Annotated in this window: 17 protein-coding genes; 8 read left to right on the top strand and 9 right to left on the bottom strand. The window is 60.2% G+C overall.

Going from position 1 to position 20,291, the window contains the following annotated elements:
- The 7 genes from AAEZ09_RS12420 to AAEZ09_RS12390 are packed head-to-tail and all read right to left on the bottom strand — an operon-like array spanning position 1 to position 7,880.
- Complete coding sequence (locus AAEZ09_RS12420; protein ID WP_350599615.1) at positions 1-1,131, bottom strand: glycosyltransferase family 4 protein; 1,131 nt, start codon at positions 1,129-1,131, stop codon at positions 1-3.
- A complete protein-coding gene (locus tag AAEZ09_RS12415; RefSeq protein WP_045060865.1) occupies positions 1,115-2,491 on the bottom strand; it encodes a glycosyltransferase family 4 protein in 1,377 nt (458 codons plus the stop codon). Before AAEZ09_RS12415 ends, AAEZ09_RS12420 begins: the two co-directional genes overlap by 17 nt.
- Positions 2,488-3,753, bottom strand: a complete 1,266-nt coding sequence (locus AAEZ09_RS12410) for an ABC transporter ATP-binding protein (protein ID WP_045060864.1) — start codon at positions 3,751-3,753, stop codon at positions 2,488-2,490. Before AAEZ09_RS12410 ends, AAEZ09_RS12415 begins: the two co-directional genes overlap by 4 nt.
- On the bottom strand, positions 3,753-4,550 hold the full coding sequence (locus tag AAEZ09_RS12405) for an ABC transporter permease (protein WP_045060863.1): 798 nt from the start codon (positions 4,548-4,550) through the stop codon (positions 3,753-3,755). Before AAEZ09_RS12405 ends, AAEZ09_RS12410 begins: the two co-directional genes overlap by 1 nt.
- On the bottom strand, positions 4,551-5,993 hold the full coding sequence (locus AAEZ09_RS12400) for a mannose-1-phosphate guanylyltransferase/mannose-6-phosphate isomerase (RefSeq protein ID WP_205891772.1): 1,443 nt from the start codon (positions 5,991-5,993) through the stop codon (positions 4,551-4,553).
- Positions 5,994-5,997: 4 nt separating this feature from the next.
- Positions 5,998-6,969 (bottom strand): GDP-mannose 4,6-dehydratase, encoded by a 972-nt coding sequence (gene gmd, locus AAEZ09_RS12395; protein ID WP_045060861.1) that lies wholly within the window; start codon positions 6,967-6,969, stop codon positions 5,998-6,000.
- Positions 6,966-7,880, bottom strand: a complete 915-nt coding sequence (locus tag AAEZ09_RS12390; RefSeq protein WP_045060860.1) for a GDP-mannose 4,6-dehydratase — start codon at positions 7,878-7,880, stop codon at positions 6,966-6,968. The genes gmd and AAEZ09_RS12390 overlap by 4 nt, the downstream gene beginning before the upstream one ends.
- A gap of 430 nt (positions 7,881-8,310) precedes the next feature.
- Here AAEZ09_RS12390 and AAEZ09_RS12385 point away from each other — a divergent pair, with 430 nt between their 5' ends.
- From AAEZ09_RS12385 to AAEZ09_RS12355, 7 genes are read left to right on the top strand one after another with little or no spacing between them, the layout of a single operon-like run.
- Positions 8,311-9,906, top strand: a complete 1,596-nt coding sequence (locus tag AAEZ09_RS12385; protein WP_350599632.1) for a glycosyltransferase — start codon at positions 8,311-8,313, stop codon at positions 9,904-9,906.
- Positions 9,900-11,204: a glycosyltransferase gene (locus tag AAEZ09_RS12380; RefSeq protein WP_350599613.1), complete on the top strand. Its 1,305-nt coding sequence runs from the start codon at positions 9,900-9,902 to the stop codon at positions 11,202-11,204. Before AAEZ09_RS12385 ends, AAEZ09_RS12380 begins: the two co-directional genes overlap by 7 nt.
- Positions 11,201-12,088, top strand: a complete 888-nt coding sequence (locus AAEZ09_RS12375; protein WP_350599612.1) for a class I SAM-dependent methyltransferase — start codon at positions 11,201-11,203, stop codon at positions 12,086-12,088. The genes AAEZ09_RS12380 and AAEZ09_RS12375 overlap by 4 nt, the downstream gene beginning before the upstream one ends.
- The gene (locus tag AAEZ09_RS12370) at positions 12,081-13,238 is read left to right on the top strand and encodes an acyltransferase family protein (protein ID WP_350599610.1); all 1,158 of its coding nucleotides are present in this window, start codon (positions 12,081-12,083) and stop codon (positions 13,236-13,238) included. Before AAEZ09_RS12375 ends, AAEZ09_RS12370 begins: the two co-directional genes overlap by 8 nt.
- Positions 13,232-14,068 (top strand): class I SAM-dependent methyltransferase, encoded by an 837-nt coding sequence (locus tag AAEZ09_RS12365; RefSeq protein WP_502947579.1) that lies wholly within the window; start codon positions 13,232-13,234, stop codon positions 14,066-14,068. Before AAEZ09_RS12370 ends, AAEZ09_RS12365 begins: the two co-directional genes overlap by 7 nt.
- A 53-nt stretch (positions 14,069-14,121) precedes the next feature.
- Complete coding sequence (locus tag AAEZ09_RS12360; protein WP_350599609.1) at positions 14,122-15,318, top strand: DUF3142 domain-containing protein; 1,197 nt, start codon at positions 14,122-14,124, stop codon at positions 15,316-15,318.
- Positions 15,305-17,479, top strand: coding sequence for a hypothetical protein (locus AAEZ09_RS12355; RefSeq protein ID WP_350599608.1), 2,175 nt, complete (start codon positions 15,305-15,307; stop codon positions 17,477-17,479). The genes AAEZ09_RS12360 and AAEZ09_RS12355 overlap by 14 nt, the downstream gene beginning before the upstream one ends.
- Here AAEZ09_RS12355 and AAEZ09_RS12350 read toward each other — a convergent pair whose 3' ends face one another.
- Positions 17,480-18,106 carry a LysE family translocator gene (locus AAEZ09_RS12350; protein WP_350599606.1) on the bottom strand — a complete coding sequence of 209 codons (627 nt, stop codon included), beginning with the start codon at positions 18,104-18,106 and terminating at the stop codon, positions 17,480-17,482. It lies immediately after the preceding gene.
- 145 nt (positions 18,107-18,251) lie between these two features.
- Between AAEZ09_RS12350 and AAEZ09_RS12345 the strand changes: the two genes are divergently transcribed.
- Positions 18,252-18,725 (top strand): Lrp/AsnC family transcriptional regulator, encoded by a 474-nt coding sequence (locus AAEZ09_RS12345; protein WP_045060854.1) that lies wholly within the window; start codon positions 18,252-18,254, stop codon positions 18,723-18,725.
- A gap of 5 nt (positions 18,726-18,730) precedes the next feature.
- On the opposite strand, the gene lpdA is transcribed toward AAEZ09_RS12345, so the two are convergent.
- Entirely contained in the window at positions 18,731-20,131 is a 1,401-nt protein-coding gene (lpdA, locus tag AAEZ09_RS12340) for a dihydrolipoyl dehydrogenase (RefSeq protein ID WP_350599605.1), read from the bottom strand.
- Positions 20,132-20,291 lie beyond the last annotated feature (160 nt).

Below are 20,291 nucleotides of genomic sequence, written 5' to 3'. Positions count from 1 at the left end.
TCAATCTCCCATAGCCTGGCGGTAGGCGCGGGCTGTGACCTTCGCGCAACGCTCCCAGGAAAAAAGCTTGGCTCGATGCAACCCCGCCGCACGGCAGGCCTGCCAATGCGTCGGGTCTTCGATCAGCCGGGTCATCGCATCACGCAAGGAGTCGGGATCGTCCGGCTGAATGTAATTGCCGGCGTCGGCGGCAACTTCGGGCATGGCCGATGCACTGGTGAGTATCACCGGGGTACCACTGGCCATGGCTTCCAGTACCGGCAGGCCAAACCCTTCGTACAGGGAAGGGAAGACCAGCGCCCGGGCGCCGGCCAGCAGTTGGGCCAGGTCCTCATCAGGCAGATACCCCAGCAGACACACATGACCGGCGGCAAGGGCTGAGCGCAACTCGTCGTTGAACTGTTCGCGCTGCCAGCCTGCCATGCCGGCGATCAGCAGCGGAAAACGCTGGCGCATGGCTTCGGGCAGTCGCGCATGGGCGCGCAGTGCCAGGGTCAGGTTCTTGCGCGGTTCGAGGGTGCCGACGCACAGGAAATACTCCCGGGCGTCGACCCCGTGAGTTTTGAGCACTTTATCGATGGACTCGTCCGACCTGGGATGGAATCGCGCGGCCACACCGAGTGGCGCAACGACAAAACGCTCGGCTGGCAGTGCGAAATAGTCCTGTGCCTCGTCGGCAATGCATTGTGAGTCCGTCAGAATCAGGCGTGCCTGCTGTACGCCATCGGCCAGGCGCCGCTCGATCTCCCGCAAGCGTGCAGCCGGCTGGGTTTCGGGATAGTGCAGATGTGTCAGGTCGTGCAGGGTGATAACCGTCGGGCCATCGAACGACAACGGCCACAAGCTCGGCTCGTGATACAGATCGATACTCTTGGAATGCCGCTGGTCGAACCGTTTCTGCTCCAGCCAGCGCCTTGCCTGATAGGCCCCGGGGATTTGTCGCAACAATGGCGTCAGTCGCGAGTAACCGGGCATCGCGGCTTCGGGAAGTGCCGAACTCCAGCCCCAGCCGTGGAACAATGCCAAATCGACGTCCGGCTCCTGGGCGAGGGCGTTGACCAGTTCGGCGACGTAATGCCCGATACCGGTTCTCGGCGCCTGGAGAATGCGTGCGTTAAGGGCAATTCGCATGTTGGCTCTCAGGCACTTTTGCCACGTTGTGCAGGTTGCGCTCGATGCGCTCCACCAGTTGCGCGCTCGCTTCACGCCAAGACAGCCAGCGCCAGCCGTCAAGGTTCAGCGCTGCCGGGAACACGCCAGTGGTTTCCATGCCGATCACCAGGTCGGCCAGGCTCTGCGGCTTGGCAAGGTCGAAATAGGCCATGTAATCACCGCCAATTTCGCGAAACACCGGTATGTCGCTGGCCATAGCCGGCAGCCCGCGCTGCATGGCTTCCACCAGCGGCAAGCCAAACCCTTCGACGTAAGACGGGAAGACCAGCGAAGTGGCGTGGGAGTAAGCATGCTCCAGGCTTCTGTCCGACAGGTCGTTGAACATGAACAACCGTTTGTTCAATTCGGGATGGCGGCGGATACGCTCGACCAGGGCATCGCACTTCCAGCCAATCTTGCCGACGATGCACAACCGGGCCAGCGACCCAGCCGCCCAGGCGCGCTCGAACGCATCCAGCAGGTAGGCGTGGTTCTTGCGCGGTTCGATGGTGCTGACCATCAGAAACACCGGCTGCGGCTTTTTGAACATGTCCAGCAGGCCTTGATCGACGGATGAGCGGGCGTCGCTCAAGTCCAGTTCCGAGCCCAGGTGGAAATAGTCGAACCAGCGTTGTGCCACCTGTTCAGTGCCAACCCGGCGCACCATCTCCTGGCGGACCTGATCGCGAATAGTCGTAGAAATCGCCACGTAGCCATCGGCGGTGCGGGCGATCCAGTCGAACCACTCATTGAACACTTTCACCAGGCCCGCGTCGCAGAACTGCGGATGAGTCAGTGGAATCAGGTCATAGATCACCGACACAATGCCGACACCGTCACGCTTTAGCTGCTCGGCCAGGGGAAAGAAATTGGCGTGCCAGGACGAGTCCAGCAACACCAGTTGGTCTCCGGCCCGATGCTGCAACGGCACACAACGCTCAGGCACCTTCTGACCTTTGAGTACCCGGTCGAGCACGCGCATTGGCAGGCTCAGGCAGGCGAACGCGGCAAGGCGGCACCCCACGTAAAGTACGCGGCGGGCGAACTTCGACTCGCTGAAAGGGCGACGTCGTTCCAGGGTGCGGTGGCGCAGCCAGAACAGGTTGGCCATCTGTTCGAGCTTCACCCGCAGGCTCATCAGGTCGAGTTTCGGCGTCTCCAGCGGCGACAGGCTCTTCACCTCGAACAACGCGCCGTTGACCATCACCACGGGAATGCATTCACGGGTGGAATTTGCCGCCGGTAGCTGCTGGATGACGTTGCGCACCACCCGCTGAATGCCTGAGTTGGCGTGAGGATGTTCAAAAACGTAGGTGCACTCCACCAGCAGTCGGGTCATCGCAATTCCTCTGGGGCGGCCGCTTCGATAGTGCTCTCGCTGGAGCGGGTAATGCTGGTTTGGGCCTCGAGCCACGAACAGCCGACGAAGTCTTCCCGACGGTTGTTGATCACGTGAAAGACCAGCCCGTAGTCGCGCCACTCGAAGTTGCGGTCCAGGTGCGAGTCCAGGCGCGAGAGGCTCAGGGCCACCGAGTAATTACCCTTGCCCAGGCGCATGTCGAAAGCGAATCGGTAAGTGACCCGCTCGCCAGCGCTCAGGTCGGTGAGGGCCTTGTCGATGCGGTGGGTATTGATGCCGTACATGGGTTGGCCGAGGCGATCCTTGATCATGAACCCAAGGATCAGCCGCTCGATGTCCTGGCGAACTTCGACTTGCACTTCCAGCACCATCGCCTGCCCGACCTCGGCCACTTCCACCGAGCGGCCCTTTGGATCGAGCAGGCGCACGCTGAGAATGCCGGCCTCGCCCGTGCCGGAAATAGTCTGCACCTGGCCGTTGGCAAGCATCTCCTGGCGGACCGTCTGGCCTTCGCGCTGGGCGAGCATCGCGTTGTAGTAGTCCATCACCTCTTCAGGCTTGCCGCGCATGGCCATGCGCCCGTTTTCCAGGAGGATGGCGGTATCGCAGATCGACTGGATCGCCGATCGGTCGTGGGACACGATCAGCAGCGTGGTGCCGGCCTTGCGGAAGTTACGGATGCGGTCGAAGCTCTTGTGCTGGAAGTAGGCGTCACCCACGGACAATGCTTCATCGACGATCAGGATATCCGGACGGCGCGCCGTAGCAACGCTGAACGCCAGGCGCATCTGCATGCCGCTTGAATAGGTGCGGACCGGCTGGTCGATGGCCTCGCCAATTTCGGCAAAACTTTCGATTTCCGGCATCAGCGCCTCAATTTCCTCGACCTGCATGCCGAGCAGCTGGCCCGCCATGAAGGTGTTCTGGCGTCCGGTGAAGTCCGGGTGGAAACCCATGCCCAGCTCCAGCAGCGCGGCGACTCGACCTTGCAGCTTGATCTCGCCACAGGTGGCCTGGGTGGTGCCGGTGATCATCTTCAACAGGGTACTTTTGCCAGCGCCGTTGACCCCGACAATGCCAACGGCTTCGCCGGGCTGGATCTCGAAGTCGACACCCTGCAGCACCCAGTGCAAGTGATGGCGGGTAGGGGAGAACGGCACCAGCCATTCGAACAGCCGGCTCCAGCGATTCGGGTATTGCTTGTAGGCCTTGCCCAGGCCACTGACGCGTATATGTCCCATCAGAGCTCATCCACCATTTCACCAACACGCTGGCGGAAAAGCCGCAGCCCCATCACGCAGAACAACAGCCCGATCACCAGCAGCGGGAGCAGCGAGCTCCAGTTCGGCCATTGGTTATAGAGGAACAGGTTCTGGTAACTGTTCATCAACGCCGTCATCGGGTTCAGCTCGATAACGCGCTGGATGCCCGGCGGCAGGATCGACAGCGGGTACACGATCGGTGTCAGCCAGAACCAGAATTGCAGGCAGATGCCGAAAAATTGCCCGACGTCGCGGAAGAACACATTGAGCACCCCGAGGATCATCCCCAGTCCGGCGGCGAACATCACCTGCAGCATCAGCAGCGGTATCAGGGCCAGCAACGCCATGCCCGGAAGCCGTCCGCTGATCAGCAGGAAGCCGAGGAACAACCCCAGGATGATCGCGAAATTGATCCCGGCATTGAGCAGCACGATCACCGGCAGGCAGATGCGCGGGAAGCTGATTTTCTTCAGCAGGTTGGCGTTTTCCAGAAACATGCTCTGGCTGCGGGTGGTGATCTCGGCGAACAGGCCCCAGGTCAGCAGGCCGGCGCACAGGTAAACGCTGTAGGCCAGGCCATCATCCACACCCGGCAGGCGGGCGCGCATGATGGTGGAGAAGATGACCGTGTAGACCACGATCATCGACAGCGGGTTGAGCACAGTCCACAAGGCACCAAACAGCGAATTTCGATAACGCGCCTGAAACTCTCTTTTGACGCTGCCGAGGATAAAACCCCGGTAACTCCACAACGATTGGTAAAGATTACGCAGCATTCAAACCGTCCGGCCGTATTGATCTTCGAAGCGGACGATATCGTCCTCTCCCAGGTATTCGCCGCTCTGCACTTCGATAATCACCAGGTCGATCACCCCGGGATTTTCCAGGCGATGCTTGTGGCCGGCGGCAATGAAAGTCGATTCGTTCTTGGCTACCAGGTGAGTGCCGGTGCCATTATTGGTGACCTTGGCCATGCCTTCGACCACCACCCAGTGTTCATTGCGGTGGTGGTGCATCTGCAGGGACAACTTGGCACCAGGCTTGACCACGATGCGTTTGATCTTGAAGCGTGGACCTTCCTCGAGCACCGTGTACGTGCCCCATGGCCGGCTGACCGTGCGGTGCAGGCGATAGGCTTCGTGCTTCTTGTCCTTGAGTTGCCTGGCCACCTGGCGCACATCCTGGGCACGGTCGGCATGAGCCACCAGGACCGCGTCGGCGGTGTCGATGATGATCAGGTTTTCCACGCCAACGGTGGCCACCAGGCGATCTTCGCTCTGCACGAAGTTATGGTGACTGTCGATGAAGATGGCTTCGCCTGCCGCACGGTTGTGCTGCGCATCCGCGGGCACCAGGGCGGCGATTGCACCCCAGGAGCCGATGTCGCTCCAGTCGAAACGGGCGGGCACCACCACCACCTTGTCGGAGCGCTCCATCAACGCGTAGTCGATGGAAATGTCCATGATCTCGCCAAACAGCGCAGGCGATAGCTCCTGCTGCAGGCCGCCGGCGGTTTCCACTGCCGCACTGGCTGCCATGCAGGTCCTGGCCTGCTCCAGCAGTGTCGGGGCGTGGGTTTCCAGTTCCGCCAGGACAGTGGCTACCGAGAAGCAGAACATCCCGGAATTCCACAGGAAGTTGCCACTTTCAAGGTAATGAGTTGCGGTCTGCAGGTCGGGTTTTTCAACGAAACGCTGCACACGGGCGGCGCCATTTTCGTCCAGCGCTGCGCCGGTCTCGATGTAGCCAAACCCGGTTTCCGGTGCGGTCGGCACCACCCCGAAGGTCACCAGCTGGCCGGACCGGGCCAGGGTCACCGCATGTTCGACAGCCTGTTTCAGGGCCTCTTCGTTGACGATCAGGTGATCGGCGGGCATGACCAGCATGATCGCCTCGTCACCATGCAGTGCCTGCAGCGAGAGGGCGGCCGCCGCGATTGCCGGAGCGGTATTGCGCCCCGTCGGCTCCAGCAGAAAGTGCCCGCGATGCCTGCCCAGTTGTGCGTCCTGATAGTGATCCTTGCTCTGGAAGTAGTAGTCGCGATTGGTCACCGTCACGATGTCGCCCCAGCCTTCCAGCAACGCGGCAGCACGCCGATAGGTCTTGCCCAGTAACGACTGGCCGTCCGGCAACATCATGAAGGGTTTCGGCTGGCCTTCTCGCGATACCGGCCACAACCGCGTACCAGCACCACCGGAAAGAATCACGGGAATCAGCATGGGCCTACTCCTTGGCGACGCGTTTCATGTCCGCATCCATCATCATGCGGATCAAGGTATCCAGGTCGGTTTTTGGTTTCCAGCCCAGCACTCGCTGAGCCTTGGCCGGGTTGCCGAGCAGCACTTCAACTTCGGCCGGGCGGAAGAACGCCGGGTCGATCTTCACGAAGTCACGGTAGTTCAGGTCGACGTGCTCGAAGGCGATCCGGCACATTTCGCGCACCGTGGTGGTTACCCCCGTGGCGACCACGAAGTCATCGGGTTTGTCCTGTTGCAACATCAGCCACATGGCTTCGACGTAGTCGCCGGCAAAACCCCAGTCGCGCTTGGCATCGATGTTGCCCAGGCGCAGTTCCTGCTGTTTGCCCAGCTTGATGCGAGCGGCTGCGTCGGTGACCTTGCGCGTCACGAATTCGATGCCGCGCAGCGGTGATTCGTGGTTGAACAGGATGCCGCTGCTGGCGTGCAGGTTGTAGCTCTCGCGATAGTTCACGGTGATCCAGTGGCCATAGAGCTTGGCCACGCCGTAAGGGCTGCGCGGGTAAAACGGCGTATTTTCGTCCTGCTGCTCCGCCTGGATCAGGCCAAACATTTCGCTGGTGGATGCTTGGTAGAAACGGGTATGCGGGCTGAACTGGTGGATCGCTTCAAGCAGGTGCGTGACGCCCAACCCGTCGACGATGCCGGTGGTTACCGGTTGCGACCAGGAGGCTGCAACAAAACTCTGTGCGGCCAGGTTGTAGACCTCGTCCGGCGCCGATTTGATCACTGCGCGCTGGATGGAACAGGCATCGGCCATGTCGCCGTCCAGGTAAACGATGTCGGCCTCGACCCCCATTTCGCGCAGTCGCCAGCGTGCGTCGCTGCTGCGCCGCGCAACCAGGCCGTGGACTCTATAGCCCTTGTCGAGCAACAGTTTGGCCAGATAAGCGCCGTCCTGTCCGGTGATCCCTGTGATCAGTGCACTTTTTGTCATTCTTGTCTTACCCGTATCTCCCAGTCGGACAGGATCGCCCGCAGGGTTTGTTGTGTAGTGATTTGCGGCGCCCAACCGGTGGTCTGGGCGAGCCTGGCATGACTGCCGCATACCCGGCGCTGATCCGCGCGGCGCAGTCGGGCAGGGTCTTGAACCAGTTGCAGGTCGACTTGCGCGAGGTCACCCAGCTGTTCGATCAGGCTGCGAATGCTTTGCTCGCGCCCCGAGCACACGTTGTAGACCTGGCCGGGTGTGCCTTTTTCCAGCAACGCCAGGTAAGCCGAGATCACGTCGCTCACGTCGAGGAAGTCGCGTGTGACGTCGATATCACCGACTTCCAGTTGCGGCGCTTGCAGGCCTTGTTTGATGCGATTGATCTGGCGGGCGGCGCTGGCGATGACAAAACTTTCTTTCTGGCCAGTGCCGATGTGGTTGAACGGGCGGGCGACCAGTACCGGCCAGCCTTCGCTCAAACCCCATTGCACACTCAGGAACTCCGCGGAGAGTTTGCTCACGGCATACGGATTGCGAGGGCAGGGCGGTTGCAGTTCGGTGATGGGCAAATGGTCTTCGCTGACCTGGCCGTAGACGTCGCCGGAGCTGACGTACAGGAACGTGCCGGTGAAGCCGCGAGCCTTGAGGGCTTGCAGCAGGTTCAGCGTACCGAGCAGGTTGATGTTCAGTGTGCGTGCCGGATCACGGAACGCTTCGGGTACGAAGGTCTGGCCGGCCAGGTGAATGACCGCATCCGGCAGTTCCGGCCACAGGCCTTCAAGGCTCTGCGGGTCTGCGAGATCATAGCGGCCAGGGACGGTCAGTAGCTCCCACTGCGCGGCATCAGCCAGCAGGCGGGATTGGATGTGTTGTCCTACGAAACCGCTGAGACCCGTAACGAACAGACGCTTTTTCAAACAGCAGCCCCTTGGTAATACATTTTCGTCCATTCCCCACAGTTTGGTCGGAGATGTCTGGCAGACCCGGTGGATTACTGGGTCGAAAGACTGGCGAAACGATTTGTTGTAATTGTTTGGCTGCCAATCTGTGCCAATTGCGCGGTAATTTCAACAGGTCCAACCGTGACTGATCAGTTCTGGTCCGCGTAGCCCGATTTATTCTCGTCGGGCGGTTCACGAATCCTCAACGGATGTGTTTAGAATGGCCCTCGTCACGATTACCCAAGGTTCGGCAGCGTCGTTGTGAAACTGCGAGAAACTGACCATTAAAACAAGAACGAAGACGGGCACGAAGACGATGGACGAGGGCTAGTAAATGCTGCCCCGATCCGTGGCTTCTCCGTCACAGAGTGAGGTTGCCGGGATGGCGATTTCACCATGGGATGCCATGAATTTCATTCTCTACTCCGACGTCAACGACAGCTCCATCAGCCAGAGTCTCGGCCGTCCCGAGTACAGTTACTATTTTGTGCTCAAGGCGTATCGACCCTTGTTCGAAAGCCTTGGGCAGGTTCATGTCGTAGCCTCTAGCGCCGAAGTGGATCCGCTCTATCGGCAGTTGCAGCAAGCGGGGCAGGATAGCCTGTTCATTTCGTTTGCACCGCCGCACAAGACCCCGACCGATATTCAATGCCCAATGGTGTGTGTGGTTGCCTGGGAATTCGACACCATTCCTGCCGAGCATTGGGACAACGATCCACGCCAGGACTGGAGCCAGACACTGGCGCGCCTGGGCCGGGTGATCACCTTGTCCACCCATACAGCCGAAGCCATCCGCCGAACCCTGGGTGCCGATTTCCCTGTGCTCGTACTGCCGACGCCTTTGTGGGAACGCTTTGCCGAGGTGCGCCAGCAGTATCCGGGCACCCCGGTAAATCCGGGCGCCACGCTGCAGATCAAAGGCTGCATCCTCGACAGCCATCTGATGGGCTTGTCCGCCGATGGCCTGCTTGGACCGCCGATTGAAGAGTCAGTGGCGCAGATCGAGCCTGAGCCGCAAGTAGTACCGGAGCCGCCACCGCCACCGCCATCATTGACCATCCGCCGCCGTGCATTCATTACCCGGCATTACGTGCGCGAAGTCTACCGGGCACTCAAGCACAACCTGCTGCTGTGGTATCGCGAAGCCGCTCGCGATCTGGTGCCGGACGCCGTTCGCCCCTTGTTAACCAGGCTTCGCAAGCCGGCACTGCCAGTGCAACCACTGCCAGTTGCTCCCGAGGTTGCCGAGCCGGTCGAGCTAGTCGAACCGGCGCCATCCGCTTTGCCCGATACCACCACGACAGTCTCCATCGATGTCAGTGGCGTGGTGTATGTCAGCGTGTTCAATCCCGACGACGGGCGCAAGAACTGGCACCATCTGATCACCGCGTTTTGCTGGGCATTGCGCGATGCACCAGACGCTACGCTCGTGCTGAAGATGACTCAGAACGACCTCTCCACCTATTACGTCGAACTCATGACCTTGCTCTCGCAACTGTCACCGTTCGCCTGTCGGGTGGTGGTCATGCACGGTTATCTGCAGGATGAAGAATTTGCGCAGTTGTACGGCGCCGCGAGTTTTTACGTCAACGCATCACGCTGCGAAGGCCTGTGCTTGCCGCTGATGGAATTCATGTCGTGTGCACGGCCCGTTATCGCCCCGGACCACACCGCAATGCGCGATTACATCGACGAACGCGTGGCCTTTGTCGTGAAGTCCAGTCGCGAGCCGACGATCTGGCCGGAAGACACGCGTATCCTCTACCGGACCCTGCGCCATCGTCCGGATTGGGGCTCGTTGAAAACCGCTTATGCACAGAGTTACGCCATGGCCAAAGACCAGCCGCAGGCCTGGCATGCCATGGCCGAAGCCGCCAGCGAGCGGATGCGCGACTACTGCAGTTTTATGCCAGTGCAGCAGCGCCTGGCGCAGTTCTTTGGGCAGGCCCCGGTCATCGCCGCTGCGCCAGCGGCCGCCAGGACAGGGACTGCAGCATGCTGATCATCATTCATTCGGAAACCAACAAGAGCAACATCCAGCAGAATCTGGGCCGGCCCGAGTACAGCTACTACTTCGTGCTCAAGGAGTTTCGCCCGGTGCTGGAACGCCTGGGCCAGGTGATCGAGGTCAGCGACCCTGACGAGTTGGTCGACCGCCTGTATTTCGATTGCCAGAGCAGGGGAGAGGACTGTGTGTTCCTGTCCTTCTCACCGCCGCACCGCACACCCATCAGCTATGCCTGCCCAACCATTGCAGTGTTCGCCTGGGAGTTCAGCACCATCCCCACTGAAAGCTGGCATGGGGAACCGCGGCATGACTGGCGGGTGGTACTGGCGGCCAGCGGCATGGCGATCACTCATTCCAGTTTCACCGTAAAAGCCGTTCGCGATGTAATGGGGCCCGAGTATCCGATCAGCGCGATCCCGGCGCCAGTCTGGGATCGCTTTGCCGCGCGCGGCAAGCACTTGCTCAAGCGCCCGGTCGCTGAAGCGATTCGCCTGAATCTGCGCGGCCTGATGATCGACAGTCGTAACGCAGATCTGCGCCCCTACGGACCGGAGCGCTTGCGCGAAGGCACTCCGATCGAGTTCGATGGCCCGGTGCGCGATTGCGAGTTGCTGCTTGATGGCGTGGTCTACACCTCGGTCTTCAACCCCTACGACGGGCGCAAGAACTGGAAGGACATGATCAGTGCGTTCTGCAGCACCTTCCGCGAGTCGGCCGATGCGACACTGGTGCTCAAGCTCACTCACCATGACATCGCCGATGCACTCAACGACATGCTACACCACGTCTACAAGAATCAGACCTATCAGTGCCGCATCGTGCTGATCCATGGCTACCTCGCAGACGTTGACTACGAGCGCCTGGTAGAGGCCACCAGTTACGTCGTCAATTGCTCCTACGGCGAAGGCCAGTGCCTGCCGTTGATGGAATTCATGTCGTGCGGCAAGCCGGCGATTGCGCCGCTGAACACAGCGATGGCCGACTACGTGGACAGTGACAACGCGTTCATCGTCGACTCGACAGAAGAACTGACCGCCTGGCCGCACGATCCCCGGGCGGCATTTCGTACCCTGCGTTACACCACTGATTGGGACTCGCTGTGCGCCGCCTACCGGGCCAGCTACGACGTCGCCAAAAACGATGTCGGGCGGTATGAAAGGATGTCGGCCCATGCTGTCAGCCGACTTCAGGGTTTCTGTAGTCAGGCCAGCACCGAACAGCGCCTGCAGGCGTTTTTCGAACAGCTGCTGGAGCGGCGCAAAGCACTGACCTTGCAAGCGTCCAGCGCATGATTCGCCGTCTGTTGGCAAAGCTGTGGCCGGCACCGTCGGCGCCTTTGACCGTGCCCCTAAGCCCGGTATCGCCCAGAGACGTCGGCTTGTACGATGCAGTACTCGATGGCTGGTTCCTCGGCGAAACCGGCGAGTTGCTCAAGGGTTTTGCCATTAACGCCGACGACACGCTGCTGGATGTCGGATGCGGCGAAGGCGTGGCGACCTTGTTCGCGGTTCGACAGGGCGCCTCGGTGATCTTCACCGACAGCGAGCACGACAAGGTGCGTGACCTGGCCCGCCAAGTGGCCGCGCAATCGAACCAGGCCAGTCTGGGACTGGTGAGCAACAGCTTGCCGCTGCCGCTGGCCGACGGTTGCGCGAGCAAAATCGTATGCATGGAAGTGCTCGAACACATCGACCAACCTGAACCCTTCATGGCTGAACTGGTGCGCATGGGGCGTCCCGGGGCGCTGTATCTGCTGAGCGTTCCAGCACCGGTGGGCGAGCATTTGCAAAAGGGCATCGCTCCCGCCAGTTATTTCCAGACACCCAATCATGTGCAGATTTTCACCCCCGAACGGTTCGCCACCATGGTGGAGGAGGCGGGCCTGGTCATCGAGCATCGTCAGGCCAGCGGGTTTTTCTGGGTGATGGGCATGATCTTTTTCTGGGCGAGCGAGAGGGCTGCCGGACGTGACGTGGGTGGCGCGGTTCGCGACCGTATCCAGGCGCCGTATCCGCCGTTGATGGAGAGCTGGGCGAAAACCTGGCAGGACTTGCTGTCGCACCCCGACGGCCTGGCGATCAAGCAGATGCTTGACCGGTTCATGCCCAAGAGCCAGGTCATCATTGCCCGCAAACCGATGGATACCGGGGCACGTCCAGGAGGACACCATGAGTAGCAGCAAGCGCATCATGGATATCGAGTTGCTTCGCGGCATTGCGGTACTGGGCGTTTTGTTTCACCACCTGCAGGACAGCCTGTTCGCGGCGAGTGTTCCGCTGCTGCAACGCATCACCCTGTACACGCAGCCGTGGTGGGGCGTTGATTTGTTCTTCGCCATCTCCGGCTTCGTCATCGCGCGCAGCCTGATCCCGGCGCTGCAAGGTTGCAGCACGCGGCAGGAATACTGGCAGGAAACCCGCAACTTCTGGCTGCGGCGGGCCTTTCGTTTGTTGCCGTCAGCCTGGTTATGGCTGGCGCTGATGTTGCTGGCGTGCGTGTTTCTCAACCGCTCCGGCGCGTTCGGCACCCTGCAGGCGAATCTGCAGGCGACCCTGGCCGGCATTGCCCAGTACGCCAACTTTCGCTTCGCCGACAGCTTTTACAATTACGAATATGGCACCAGTTTCGTGTACTGGAGTCTGTCGTTGGAGGAGCAGTTCTACCTGCTGTTCCCCTTGCTGATTTTGCTCTGTCGCAAATACCTGGTCTGGGCGCTAGTCCTGTTGGTGGCGGTGCAACTGTTCACTTTGCGCACGCCGATATTGATGGTGATCAGAACCGATGCGCTGGCCCTCGGCGTGCTGCTGGCCATCTGGAGCGCGCAGCCTTCCTACCGACGCTGGGAACCGACATTCCTGCGCCGTCCCTGGGCTGGTCTGGCTGCATTGCTCGCGGTGTCGCTGGTGCTGGGTTTCATCGCCACTGATCGCTTCACGTTCACTCATTACCGTATTGGCGTGATTGCACTGCTGTGTGCGTTGCTGGTCTGGATCGCTTCCTACAATCGTGACTACCTGATGCCCGGCTGTCTGTTCAAAAGCCTGATGACCTGGGTGGGCAGCCGTTCCTACGGGATTTACCTGATCCACATCCCGGCTTATCTGCTGGTGCGCGAAGGCATCTTTCGTTTGCAGGCAGCCGACTTGCCGAACCCTGGCGGGCACCCGATCCCTACATTGTTGATCGCCTTCGGGCTGATCGCGGTTTTAAGTGAACTCAACTATCGCTTTGTCGAAATGCCCATGCGCCGTCGTGGCGTATCGCTGGTGCAGCGCCTGAGCTTGCCCCCAAACGCCGTCCCATCCTCTGGAGCAACCTCATGCTGAGACTGTTGAAGAAACTCGCGGCGGGCACGCCTCCCGCGCAACCGATGCCGGAGCCGACACCGCTGGCCGCAGCACCCGACAAGGTCGATCCGTACATGCTCGGCCTGCATGACGCGATGCTCAGTGGCTGGTTCAACCAGCAAACCGGCGAGCTGTTCACCGGCTTCCCGGTCACCCCGCAAGACACCTTGCTGGACGTTGGCTGCGGTGACGGCGGTAACGTGCATTTCTGCGCAATGCGCGGGGCGAATATCATCATCGCCGATATCGACGCGGCCAAGGTCGAGGCGACCCGGCAACGCCTGGCAGATACACCGGCTCGGAGCATTGAGTGCCACGTCACCGATTGCGACCCGTTGCCCATTGCTGACGAAACCGCGACTCGAGTGGTCTCCACTGAAGTAATCGAGCACGTCGATGACCCTGCGCAGTTTCTTGCCGAACTGGTACGGGTCGGCAAACCGGGAGCGCTATATCTACTCAGCGTGCCGCATCCAAGTTCCGAAGACCTGCAAAAAGACATTGCCGCGCCCGAGTACTTTCAGAAGCCCAATCACATTCGCATCATCAGCGAAGAACAATTCAAGGCAATGGTCAGCGACGCGGGGCTGGAAGTGATCAGCCATAGCCAATACGGTTTTTACTGGTCGATGTGGATGCTTCTGTTCTGGGAAGCCAAAGTGGACTTCAGCAATGCGGACCATCCTTTACTCAATCACTGGGCCGATACCTGGCAGGCAATTCTCGCTTCGCCTCGGGGCGCACAGATCAAACAGGCCCTGGATGCGGTAGTGGCCAAGAGTCAGGTGATCATTGCGCGTAAGCCCTGATCCCACCGGATTCTGTGTACCCTGCAACCCTGTGTTGGATGGGATAGATGTTCATGGGGTCTTCAATCCGACGGTGGGCACTGCTTTTCCCGCTGCTGATGCTCGCCGGCTGCGGGCAACCCGAGGCGCCTGCGCTCGATCAGCAACTCTACATCTGGCAACGCCAGTGGCTGCCTGCTCATCAACACGCCTTGCGTGACAGCCGGGCTGATTTCTCTACGCTGCGTGTACTCGCTCTACAGTCATTTCCTCAAGCCGGCTGGAGTCGGGCTCAAGTTGACGCCCATCTGTTACGACAAGATGGTCGCCCGCTGATCGCGGTAATCCGGCTTGATGGTCAGTTGAAGTCTTTGGATTCGCATGAAGTCATTGCGCAGGTCCAACACTTGATCACTGATTGGCAAGGGCAGGGGTTGACATTGGCCGGGGTGGAAATCGACCACGATGCCGGTGTTGCTCGACTGCCGGCCTATCGAAATCTGCTGAGCGAATTGCGCCAGGTTCTACCGGCCTCCATGGCGCTGAGTATCACTGCATTACCCGCTTGGCTGAACAGCCCGGAGTTGCCGGCACTTTTATCCTCCGTCGATAGCAGCGTGTTGCAAGTGCACGCAGTCAGCGATCCAAGAACAGGTTTGTTCCACGTGGAACAAACAAAAAAATGGACCGCGGCTTGGTCACGCAAAACCTCGAAACCGTTTTACCTGGCACTGCCTGCATATGGCGTGGCGTTGTTGCCGGCGAGCAGTGGCGGGCCGATCGTAGAAAGCGAAGTACCCCTTGAGCGCGACGGTGACCGCCAGGAGTTAATGGCCGATCCCCAGCAACTTCGCAAGCTTGGCCTGGAACTGCGGGATAATCCCCCGGAGCACCTCGCAGGTCTAATCTGGTTCAGATTACCGCTGGCGAATGATCGCCGGGCCTGGAGCCTGATCATGCTGCGCGCTGTAGCACGCGGTGAGGCGCTCCGAAGCCAGGTGACGTTGCAACTTTCAGAGCATCAAGGCTTGTTCGAAATCAGCATCATCAACTCAGGCAATCTCGACAGCCCATGGCCCGAACGGGTGACGCTGGCGGCTAGCGCTTGTGAAGGTGCGGATGCGCTGGCCGGTTATTCAATGCAGCAGACTTCAAACAGCCTGACCTTCAGCCGTCTACGAGAGGGCCGAGTAGCGGCACAGGGGCAGCGCGCCATTGGTTGGGCACGCTGCGCAAAAATTGATCAAGGAGCGTCACATGTTGATCCGTAAGTGGCCACATCATCTGCTATGCCTGACCCTCAGCCTGCCACTGGGGTCAGTGCTGGCCTGTGGCCCGGACTTCCCCATGCGGCTGTTGGACAACCGGGGGCAGACCCTGTCGGAGCTGCCGGAGGGCAACTTCAACTTCGAGGTCAGTCGCCTTGGAGGCTCGATTGCCGGGCTGAAGAACATCGCGCCCGCTACTGGCAGTCAAGATTACAGTTACGGCGAAGAAGCAGGCCAACCCAGCTCGCGGGATCTGGCAGAGCAGGTCGGTTTGTCTGTGGAACAACAGGCTCTGGTGAAGCAACTGCGCAGCGTGGCCGACGCGCGTCAAGTTCAAGTCGACGGCAAAGCACTGCCGCCCGAACTCATGTTCTACCTGGCGGGCGCGGCGGCCTTCAATGCAGCTGACTACGCGCTGGCTGTCGAGTACTTTCACAAAGTATTGGCACTGCCGGCAGATCAGCGCCCGCTACGCAGCACCTGGGCCGCCTATTCCCTGGGACGGGCATTGTTCGCGATGAACTCGCAAGTGGATGCAGTGCCAAGCCTGTTGGCCCAGTCCCGGCTTGCTTTCGAGCAGACCCGTCAACTGAGCATTGACGGCTTCAGTGACCCCTTGGAGTTGGGAGTCGCCAGCCTCGGCGAAGAAGCCCGTGTGGTTCGCACCGCAGGTGACTGGAACCGCGCCATTGAGCTGTATGCCACGCAGAACCGGCACGGATCGCCAGTGGGCTACAGCTCCTTGAAGCAACTGGTGGCTGAATTGGCCGCGATGCCCGAAGCGTCTTTGGCGCAATTGCTCCAGGGAAAGCCAGTGCAGCAACTGGTGACGGCTTCCTTGATCAGCCGACTGGGCTGGTCATTCGGGGAACAACCGCCGAACGAACTAAAGCTGATCAAGCTGCTTCAAAACAGCACGCGCGGGACCCTGGAAAACGCCGATCGGCTGGCGGCGGTCAATTATCAACAAGGTGATTACGCCAGCGCGAAAGCCTTTCTTGAGCACGCCGGGGACGGCGGCCTGGCTTGGTGGCTACGGGCGAAGCTGGCGCTGCGCGATGGCGACAAAGTCGCGGCAACCGCAGCCTATGCCAAAGCTGCTCAGGCCTTCCCGCAGAACGAATCATGGGGTGAGCGCAGGACCCCGGATTTTGACTACGAGTCGCTGCAGCCCAAATGTCGGGTCGAGGGTGAGAGTGCAATTCTGGCGCTGCAGCGTGGGGATTACCTGCAAGCGTTTGATCAACTCTACCGCAGCCAGGACATCTACTGGTTGGACGCGGCGACCGTGGCCGAGCGCGTGCTGACTGTCGATGAGCTCAAGCATTACGTCGATACCAACGTGCAGGTGCCAACGCCCTTTAGCCAGCAGGATGTTGAGGCCTATGCGGCCAAAAAAGAAGCAGAAGGTGGCGAGCAGGTTGCAGCCCCGCTAACGGTCGCGGCCAAACTACGCAACCTGCTCGGCCGCCGGTTGCTGCGCGAAGGACGCTACGACGAAGCGCCGGTTTACTTCGATAACCCCCGGTTGTTCGGCCTGGCGAAGTGGTACGGCGAGCTACGCCACGATGCAGAATCAAAATGGTGGCCGACCAAAAGGGCATTTGCGTACTTCCATGCGGCCGACTTGAGCCGTCACTTCGGCATGGAGTTACTGGGCTATGAGATGTCCCCCGACTACGCGACTTTCGAGGGCAACTACAGCCTTCAAAGCACCGAATTGAAAGTGGGGCCACTGTTGGCGCAGGAAGAGTTCAGCCGTCAGCAAGCCAGCGCTGCACAGCCAGACCTGCGTTATCACTACCGCTATCTCGCCAACGACCTTGCCACTCGGGCCGCCGATAACTTGCCGCATACCAGCCAGGCGTTTGCCGCTGTTTTGTGTGCGGCAACTGGCTGGAACGCGGATCCAGAGCAGAAACAGGTATTTTATCGGCGGTACGTCAACGAAGGGCCGTATGTCGATTGGGCTGTTCACTTCGGTGAGCTCTGCCCGTACCCGGATTTTGAGAAGGCCGACCGACGTTACGTGACGCAGGCCATCAGCCCGGTCCGTAACGTCTTGCGGCCGTATAAAGCGTGGCTGCAACTGGGCGCGGTGGTGGTATTTACCGCCTTTGCGCTGCTGCTGATCAACCGGCACAAGCGGCGCAAGCAAGCCTGATCAAGCCTGCTGGACGAACGTTAGACGTATCGCAAAACCGATCAGCAGGCTGCCGAACAGCCATTGCTGCAAGCGCTGGGCCGAAGGGCTGTGTTGCAGCCAACGGCCCAGTGCGGCGCCGGTCACTGCGTAGAAACTGTCGAACACCAGCCCAGCGCTGACAAGCATCGCGCCCAACATCGTGAATTGCGCCATTACCGGACCTCCCTGAGGGTCGATGAATTGCGGCAACAACACCGAGCAGAACAGCAGGGCCTTGGGATTCAGAAGGTTAGTCAGCAACCCCCGCTGAATGGCTCCCCGCCAGCGAGGTTCATGCAACGCTGTGCCATCGCCAAGATTCACCAGCAGGGTGCTGCGCAAACACTGGATACCGATCCACAGTAAGTAGGCAGCCCCAGCCAGGCGTACGGCATCGAACGTCCAGGGCGCAGCCTTGAATAATGCGGCGAGCCCCAGAGCGGCCAGTATTACGTGGCAGGCCCGGGCGATTCCCAGGCCGATGGCGGTAGCCAGCGCAACGCTTTTACCCTGACGCGCACCCGTTTGCAGCAGCAGGATCATGTCTGGCCCCGGCAACAGATACACCACCGCCAGCGCCATGCCAAACAGCCAGAGTTCGCTCACACTGCACCCCATTCATCGTGGACTTGGTGACGCCAGTTTAGGACGCAACGACAGGGCAGGTCCTTGCGTATAGAACTATCATTCGCTCTGCGTATGGCACAATCTATTGGTTTACTGCCTGTCCACCATCGAGATCTGCCAATTTATGAAACTCGACGCCTACGACCGCAAGATCCTTGCCGCCTTGCAACGCGATGGTCGCCTGAGCAACGTGCAACTGGCTGACGAGATTGGCTTATCCGCCTCGCCGTGCTTGCGTCGGGTACGGATGCTGGAGGAGGCCGGAGTGATCAGGGGCTATCAGGCCAATCTGGACCGTGACGAGGTAGGCTTGGGGCTGACGGTGTTTGTGGGGGTCAAGGTGGAGCGCCATAACGACGAACAGGCCGAGGCGTTTCGCCTGGCCGTGACCGCATTGCCGGAGGTGATTTCGGCGTTCCTGGTATCGGGTGAGTCAGATTTTCTGCTGCAGGTGGTAGTCCCGGACTTGCGCGGCTACGACCGTTTCCTCACGGGCCAGCTGTTAAAACTGCCCGGGGTGAGTGACATTCGCAGCAACTTTGCCATCAACACCGTAAAGGCTCCAGGCGCGTTGCCCCTGGAGCACCTGCCGCTCTAGCACGGCTACATCTGCGTTGCCATTCCCTCCACATTCATCGCCGCCTGACGCAGTGCCTCGGAGCGGGTAGGGTGCGGATGGCAGGTCAGTGCAATATCTTCGGCTGAAGCGCTGAATTCCATGGCCACGCAATATTCGCCGATCATCTCGCTGACACTGGGGCCCACAAGGTGCACGCCCAGAATTTCGTCGGTGCGCTCATCAGCCAGCACTTTCGCGAAACCTTCGGTTTCATGGTTGATCTTCGCGCGACTGTTGGCGGTAAAGGGAAACTTCCCGACCTTATACCCCCGACCTTCAGCCTTGAGCTGCTCTTCGGTCTTGCCGACGCTGGCCAGTTCAGGTCGGGTGTAGATCACGTTGGGGATCAGGTCGTAATTCACCTCGCCCGCTTTACCGGCGATTTGTTCCACGCAGGCCATGGCTTCGTCTTCGGCTTTATGCGCCAGCATCGGCCCGGAAGTCACGTCGCCAATCACCCAGACTCCAGCGGCTTCGGTGCGATGCCTTTTGTTGGCGAGCATCCCGCGCTTGTCCGTCGTCAGGCCCACGTTCTCCAGCCCCAGGCCCTCGGTGTAAGGCCGGCGGCCGATGGACACCAAGACGTAGTCGGCCTCCAGCAGCTCGGCGGTACCTCCCGCAGCGGGCTCAACGCTTAGCTGCACTCCGGTTGCGGACGAGGTGGCGCTGGTGACTTTAGAGCCCAACTTGAAGCTGATCCCCTGTTTGCTCAACGAACGCTGCAGTGTTTTACCTGCCTCTGCATCAACGCCTGGACAGATGCGGTCGAGAAATTCCACTACGGTGACCTGCGCTCCCAAGCGCCGCCATACCGAACCCAACTCCAGACCTACTACCCCAGCGCCGATCACCACCAGATGCTTGGGCACTTCAGCCAGTGACAGCGCGCCAGTGGAGTCGAGGATTCGTTGATTGTCGATGCTGACTCCGGGAAGGGGTGTGGGTTCGCTGCCGGTGGCGATGATGATGTCCTTGGCGCCGAGCTTGGTCTTGCCGCCTTCACTGTCGGTTACCGTGACTTTGCCCGGGCCATCGATGTGGCCCCAACCCTTGATCCAGTCGACCTTGTTCTTGCGAAACAGGAACTCGATGCCTTTGGTCAGGCCGCTAACGCTTTCGTCTTTCTGCTTCATCATCTGCGCCAGGTTCAGCACCGGTTTGACCTCGATGCCCAGGTTGGCAAATTCCGCCCCGATGGCCGCTTCGTAGAGCTCCGAGGCATGCAACAACGCTTTGGACGGCATGCAGCCAACGTTCAGGCAGGTGCCTCCCAGCGTGGTGCGACCTTCGACGCAGGCGGCCTTCAGGCCCAATTGGCCGGCCCGGATTGCTGCGTTGTAGCCGCCAGGGCCGCCGCCCAGTATCACGATGTCGTAGGTGCTCATGCTGTTCTCCTGGATGGAAGATCATCGGAAATTAAAGGTAGTCCGGGGTTAATATTATGTCTGTAATATGTCTCATGCGCCCTCGGCAGGGCAATCATAATTTTCAGAACTCCAGCAGTTTCCGGGAGTCATCTGGGAGGAGGGTGCAGGTTCTGGTGTT

It is taken from the genome of Pseudomonas sp. 65/3-MNA-CIBAN-0223 (assembly GCF_040310425.1).
Classification (GTDB): domain Bacteria; phylum Pseudomonadota; class Gammaproteobacteria; order Pseudomonadales; family Pseudomonadaceae; genus Aquipseudomonas; species Aquipseudomonas gregormendelii.
Note: the sequence above shows the minus strand (reverse complement) of the source record. Positions and strands in the feature narration are given on the sequence as shown.

What these genes read in the sequence shown, in the direction of transcription:
- AAEZ09_RS12360 (WP_350599609.1), top strand. Translation starts at nt 14,122, where the DNA reads ATGGGGTCTTCAATCCGACGGTGGGCACTGCTTTTCCCGCTGCTGATG.
- AAEZ09_RS12375 (WP_350599612.1), top strand. Translation starts at nt 11,201, where the DNA reads ATGATTCGCCGTCTGTTGGCAAAGCTGTGGCCGGCACCGTCGGCGCCT.
- AAEZ09_RS12345 (WP_045060854.1), top strand. Translation starts at nt 18,252, where the DNA reads ATGAAACTCGACGCCTACGACCGCAAGATCCTTGCCGCCTTGCAACGC.
- AAEZ09_RS12380 (WP_350599613.1), top strand. Translation starts at nt 9,900, where the DNA reads ATGCTGATCATCATTCATTCGGAAACCAACAAGAGCAACATCCAGCAG.
- AAEZ09_RS12370 (WP_350599610.1), top strand. Translation starts at nt 12,081, where the DNA reads ATGAGTAGCAGCAAGCGCATCATGGATATCGAGTTGCTTCGCGGCATT.
- lpdA (WP_350599605.1), bottom strand. Translation starts at nt 20,131, where the DNA reads ATGAGCACCTACGACATCGTGATACTGGGCGGCGGCCCTGGCGGCTAC.
- AAEZ09_RS12410 (WP_045060864.1), bottom strand. Translation starts at nt 3,753, where the DNA reads ATGGGACATATACGCGTCAGTGGCCTGGGCAAGGCCTACAAGCAATAC.
- AAEZ09_RS12420 (WP_350599615.1), bottom strand. Translation starts at nt 1,131, where the DNA reads ATGCGAATTGCCCTTAACGCACGCATTCTCCAGGCGCCGAGAACCGGT.
- AAEZ09_RS12355 (WP_350599608.1), top strand. Translation starts at nt 15,305, where the DNA reads ATGTTGATCCGTAAGTGGCCACATCATCTGCTATGCCTGACCCTCAGC.
- AAEZ09_RS12365 (WP_502947579.1), top strand. Translation starts at nt 13,232, where the DNA reads ATGCTGAGACTGTTGAAGAAACTCGCGGCGGGCACGCCTCCCGCGCAA.
- AAEZ09_RS12400 (WP_205891772.1), bottom strand. Translation starts at nt 5,993, where the DNA reads ATGCTGATTCCCGTGATTCTTTCCGGTGGTGCTGGTACGCGGTTGTGG.
- AAEZ09_RS12385 (WP_350599632.1), top strand. Translation starts at nt 8,311, where the DNA reads ATGAATTTCATTCTCTACTCCGACGTCAACGACAGCTCCATCAGCCAG.
- gmd (WP_045060861.1), bottom strand. Translation starts at nt 6,969, where the DNA reads ATGACAAAAAGTGCACTGATCACAGGGATCACCGGACAGGACGGCGCT.
- AAEZ09_RS12415 (WP_045060865.1), bottom strand. Translation starts at nt 2,491, where the DNA reads ATGACCCGACTGCTGGTGGAGTGCACCTACGTTTTTGAACATCCTCAC.
- AAEZ09_RS12405 (WP_045060863.1), bottom strand. Translation starts at nt 4,550, where the DNA reads ATGCTGCGTAATCTTTACCAATCGTTGTGGAGTTACCGGGGTTTTATC.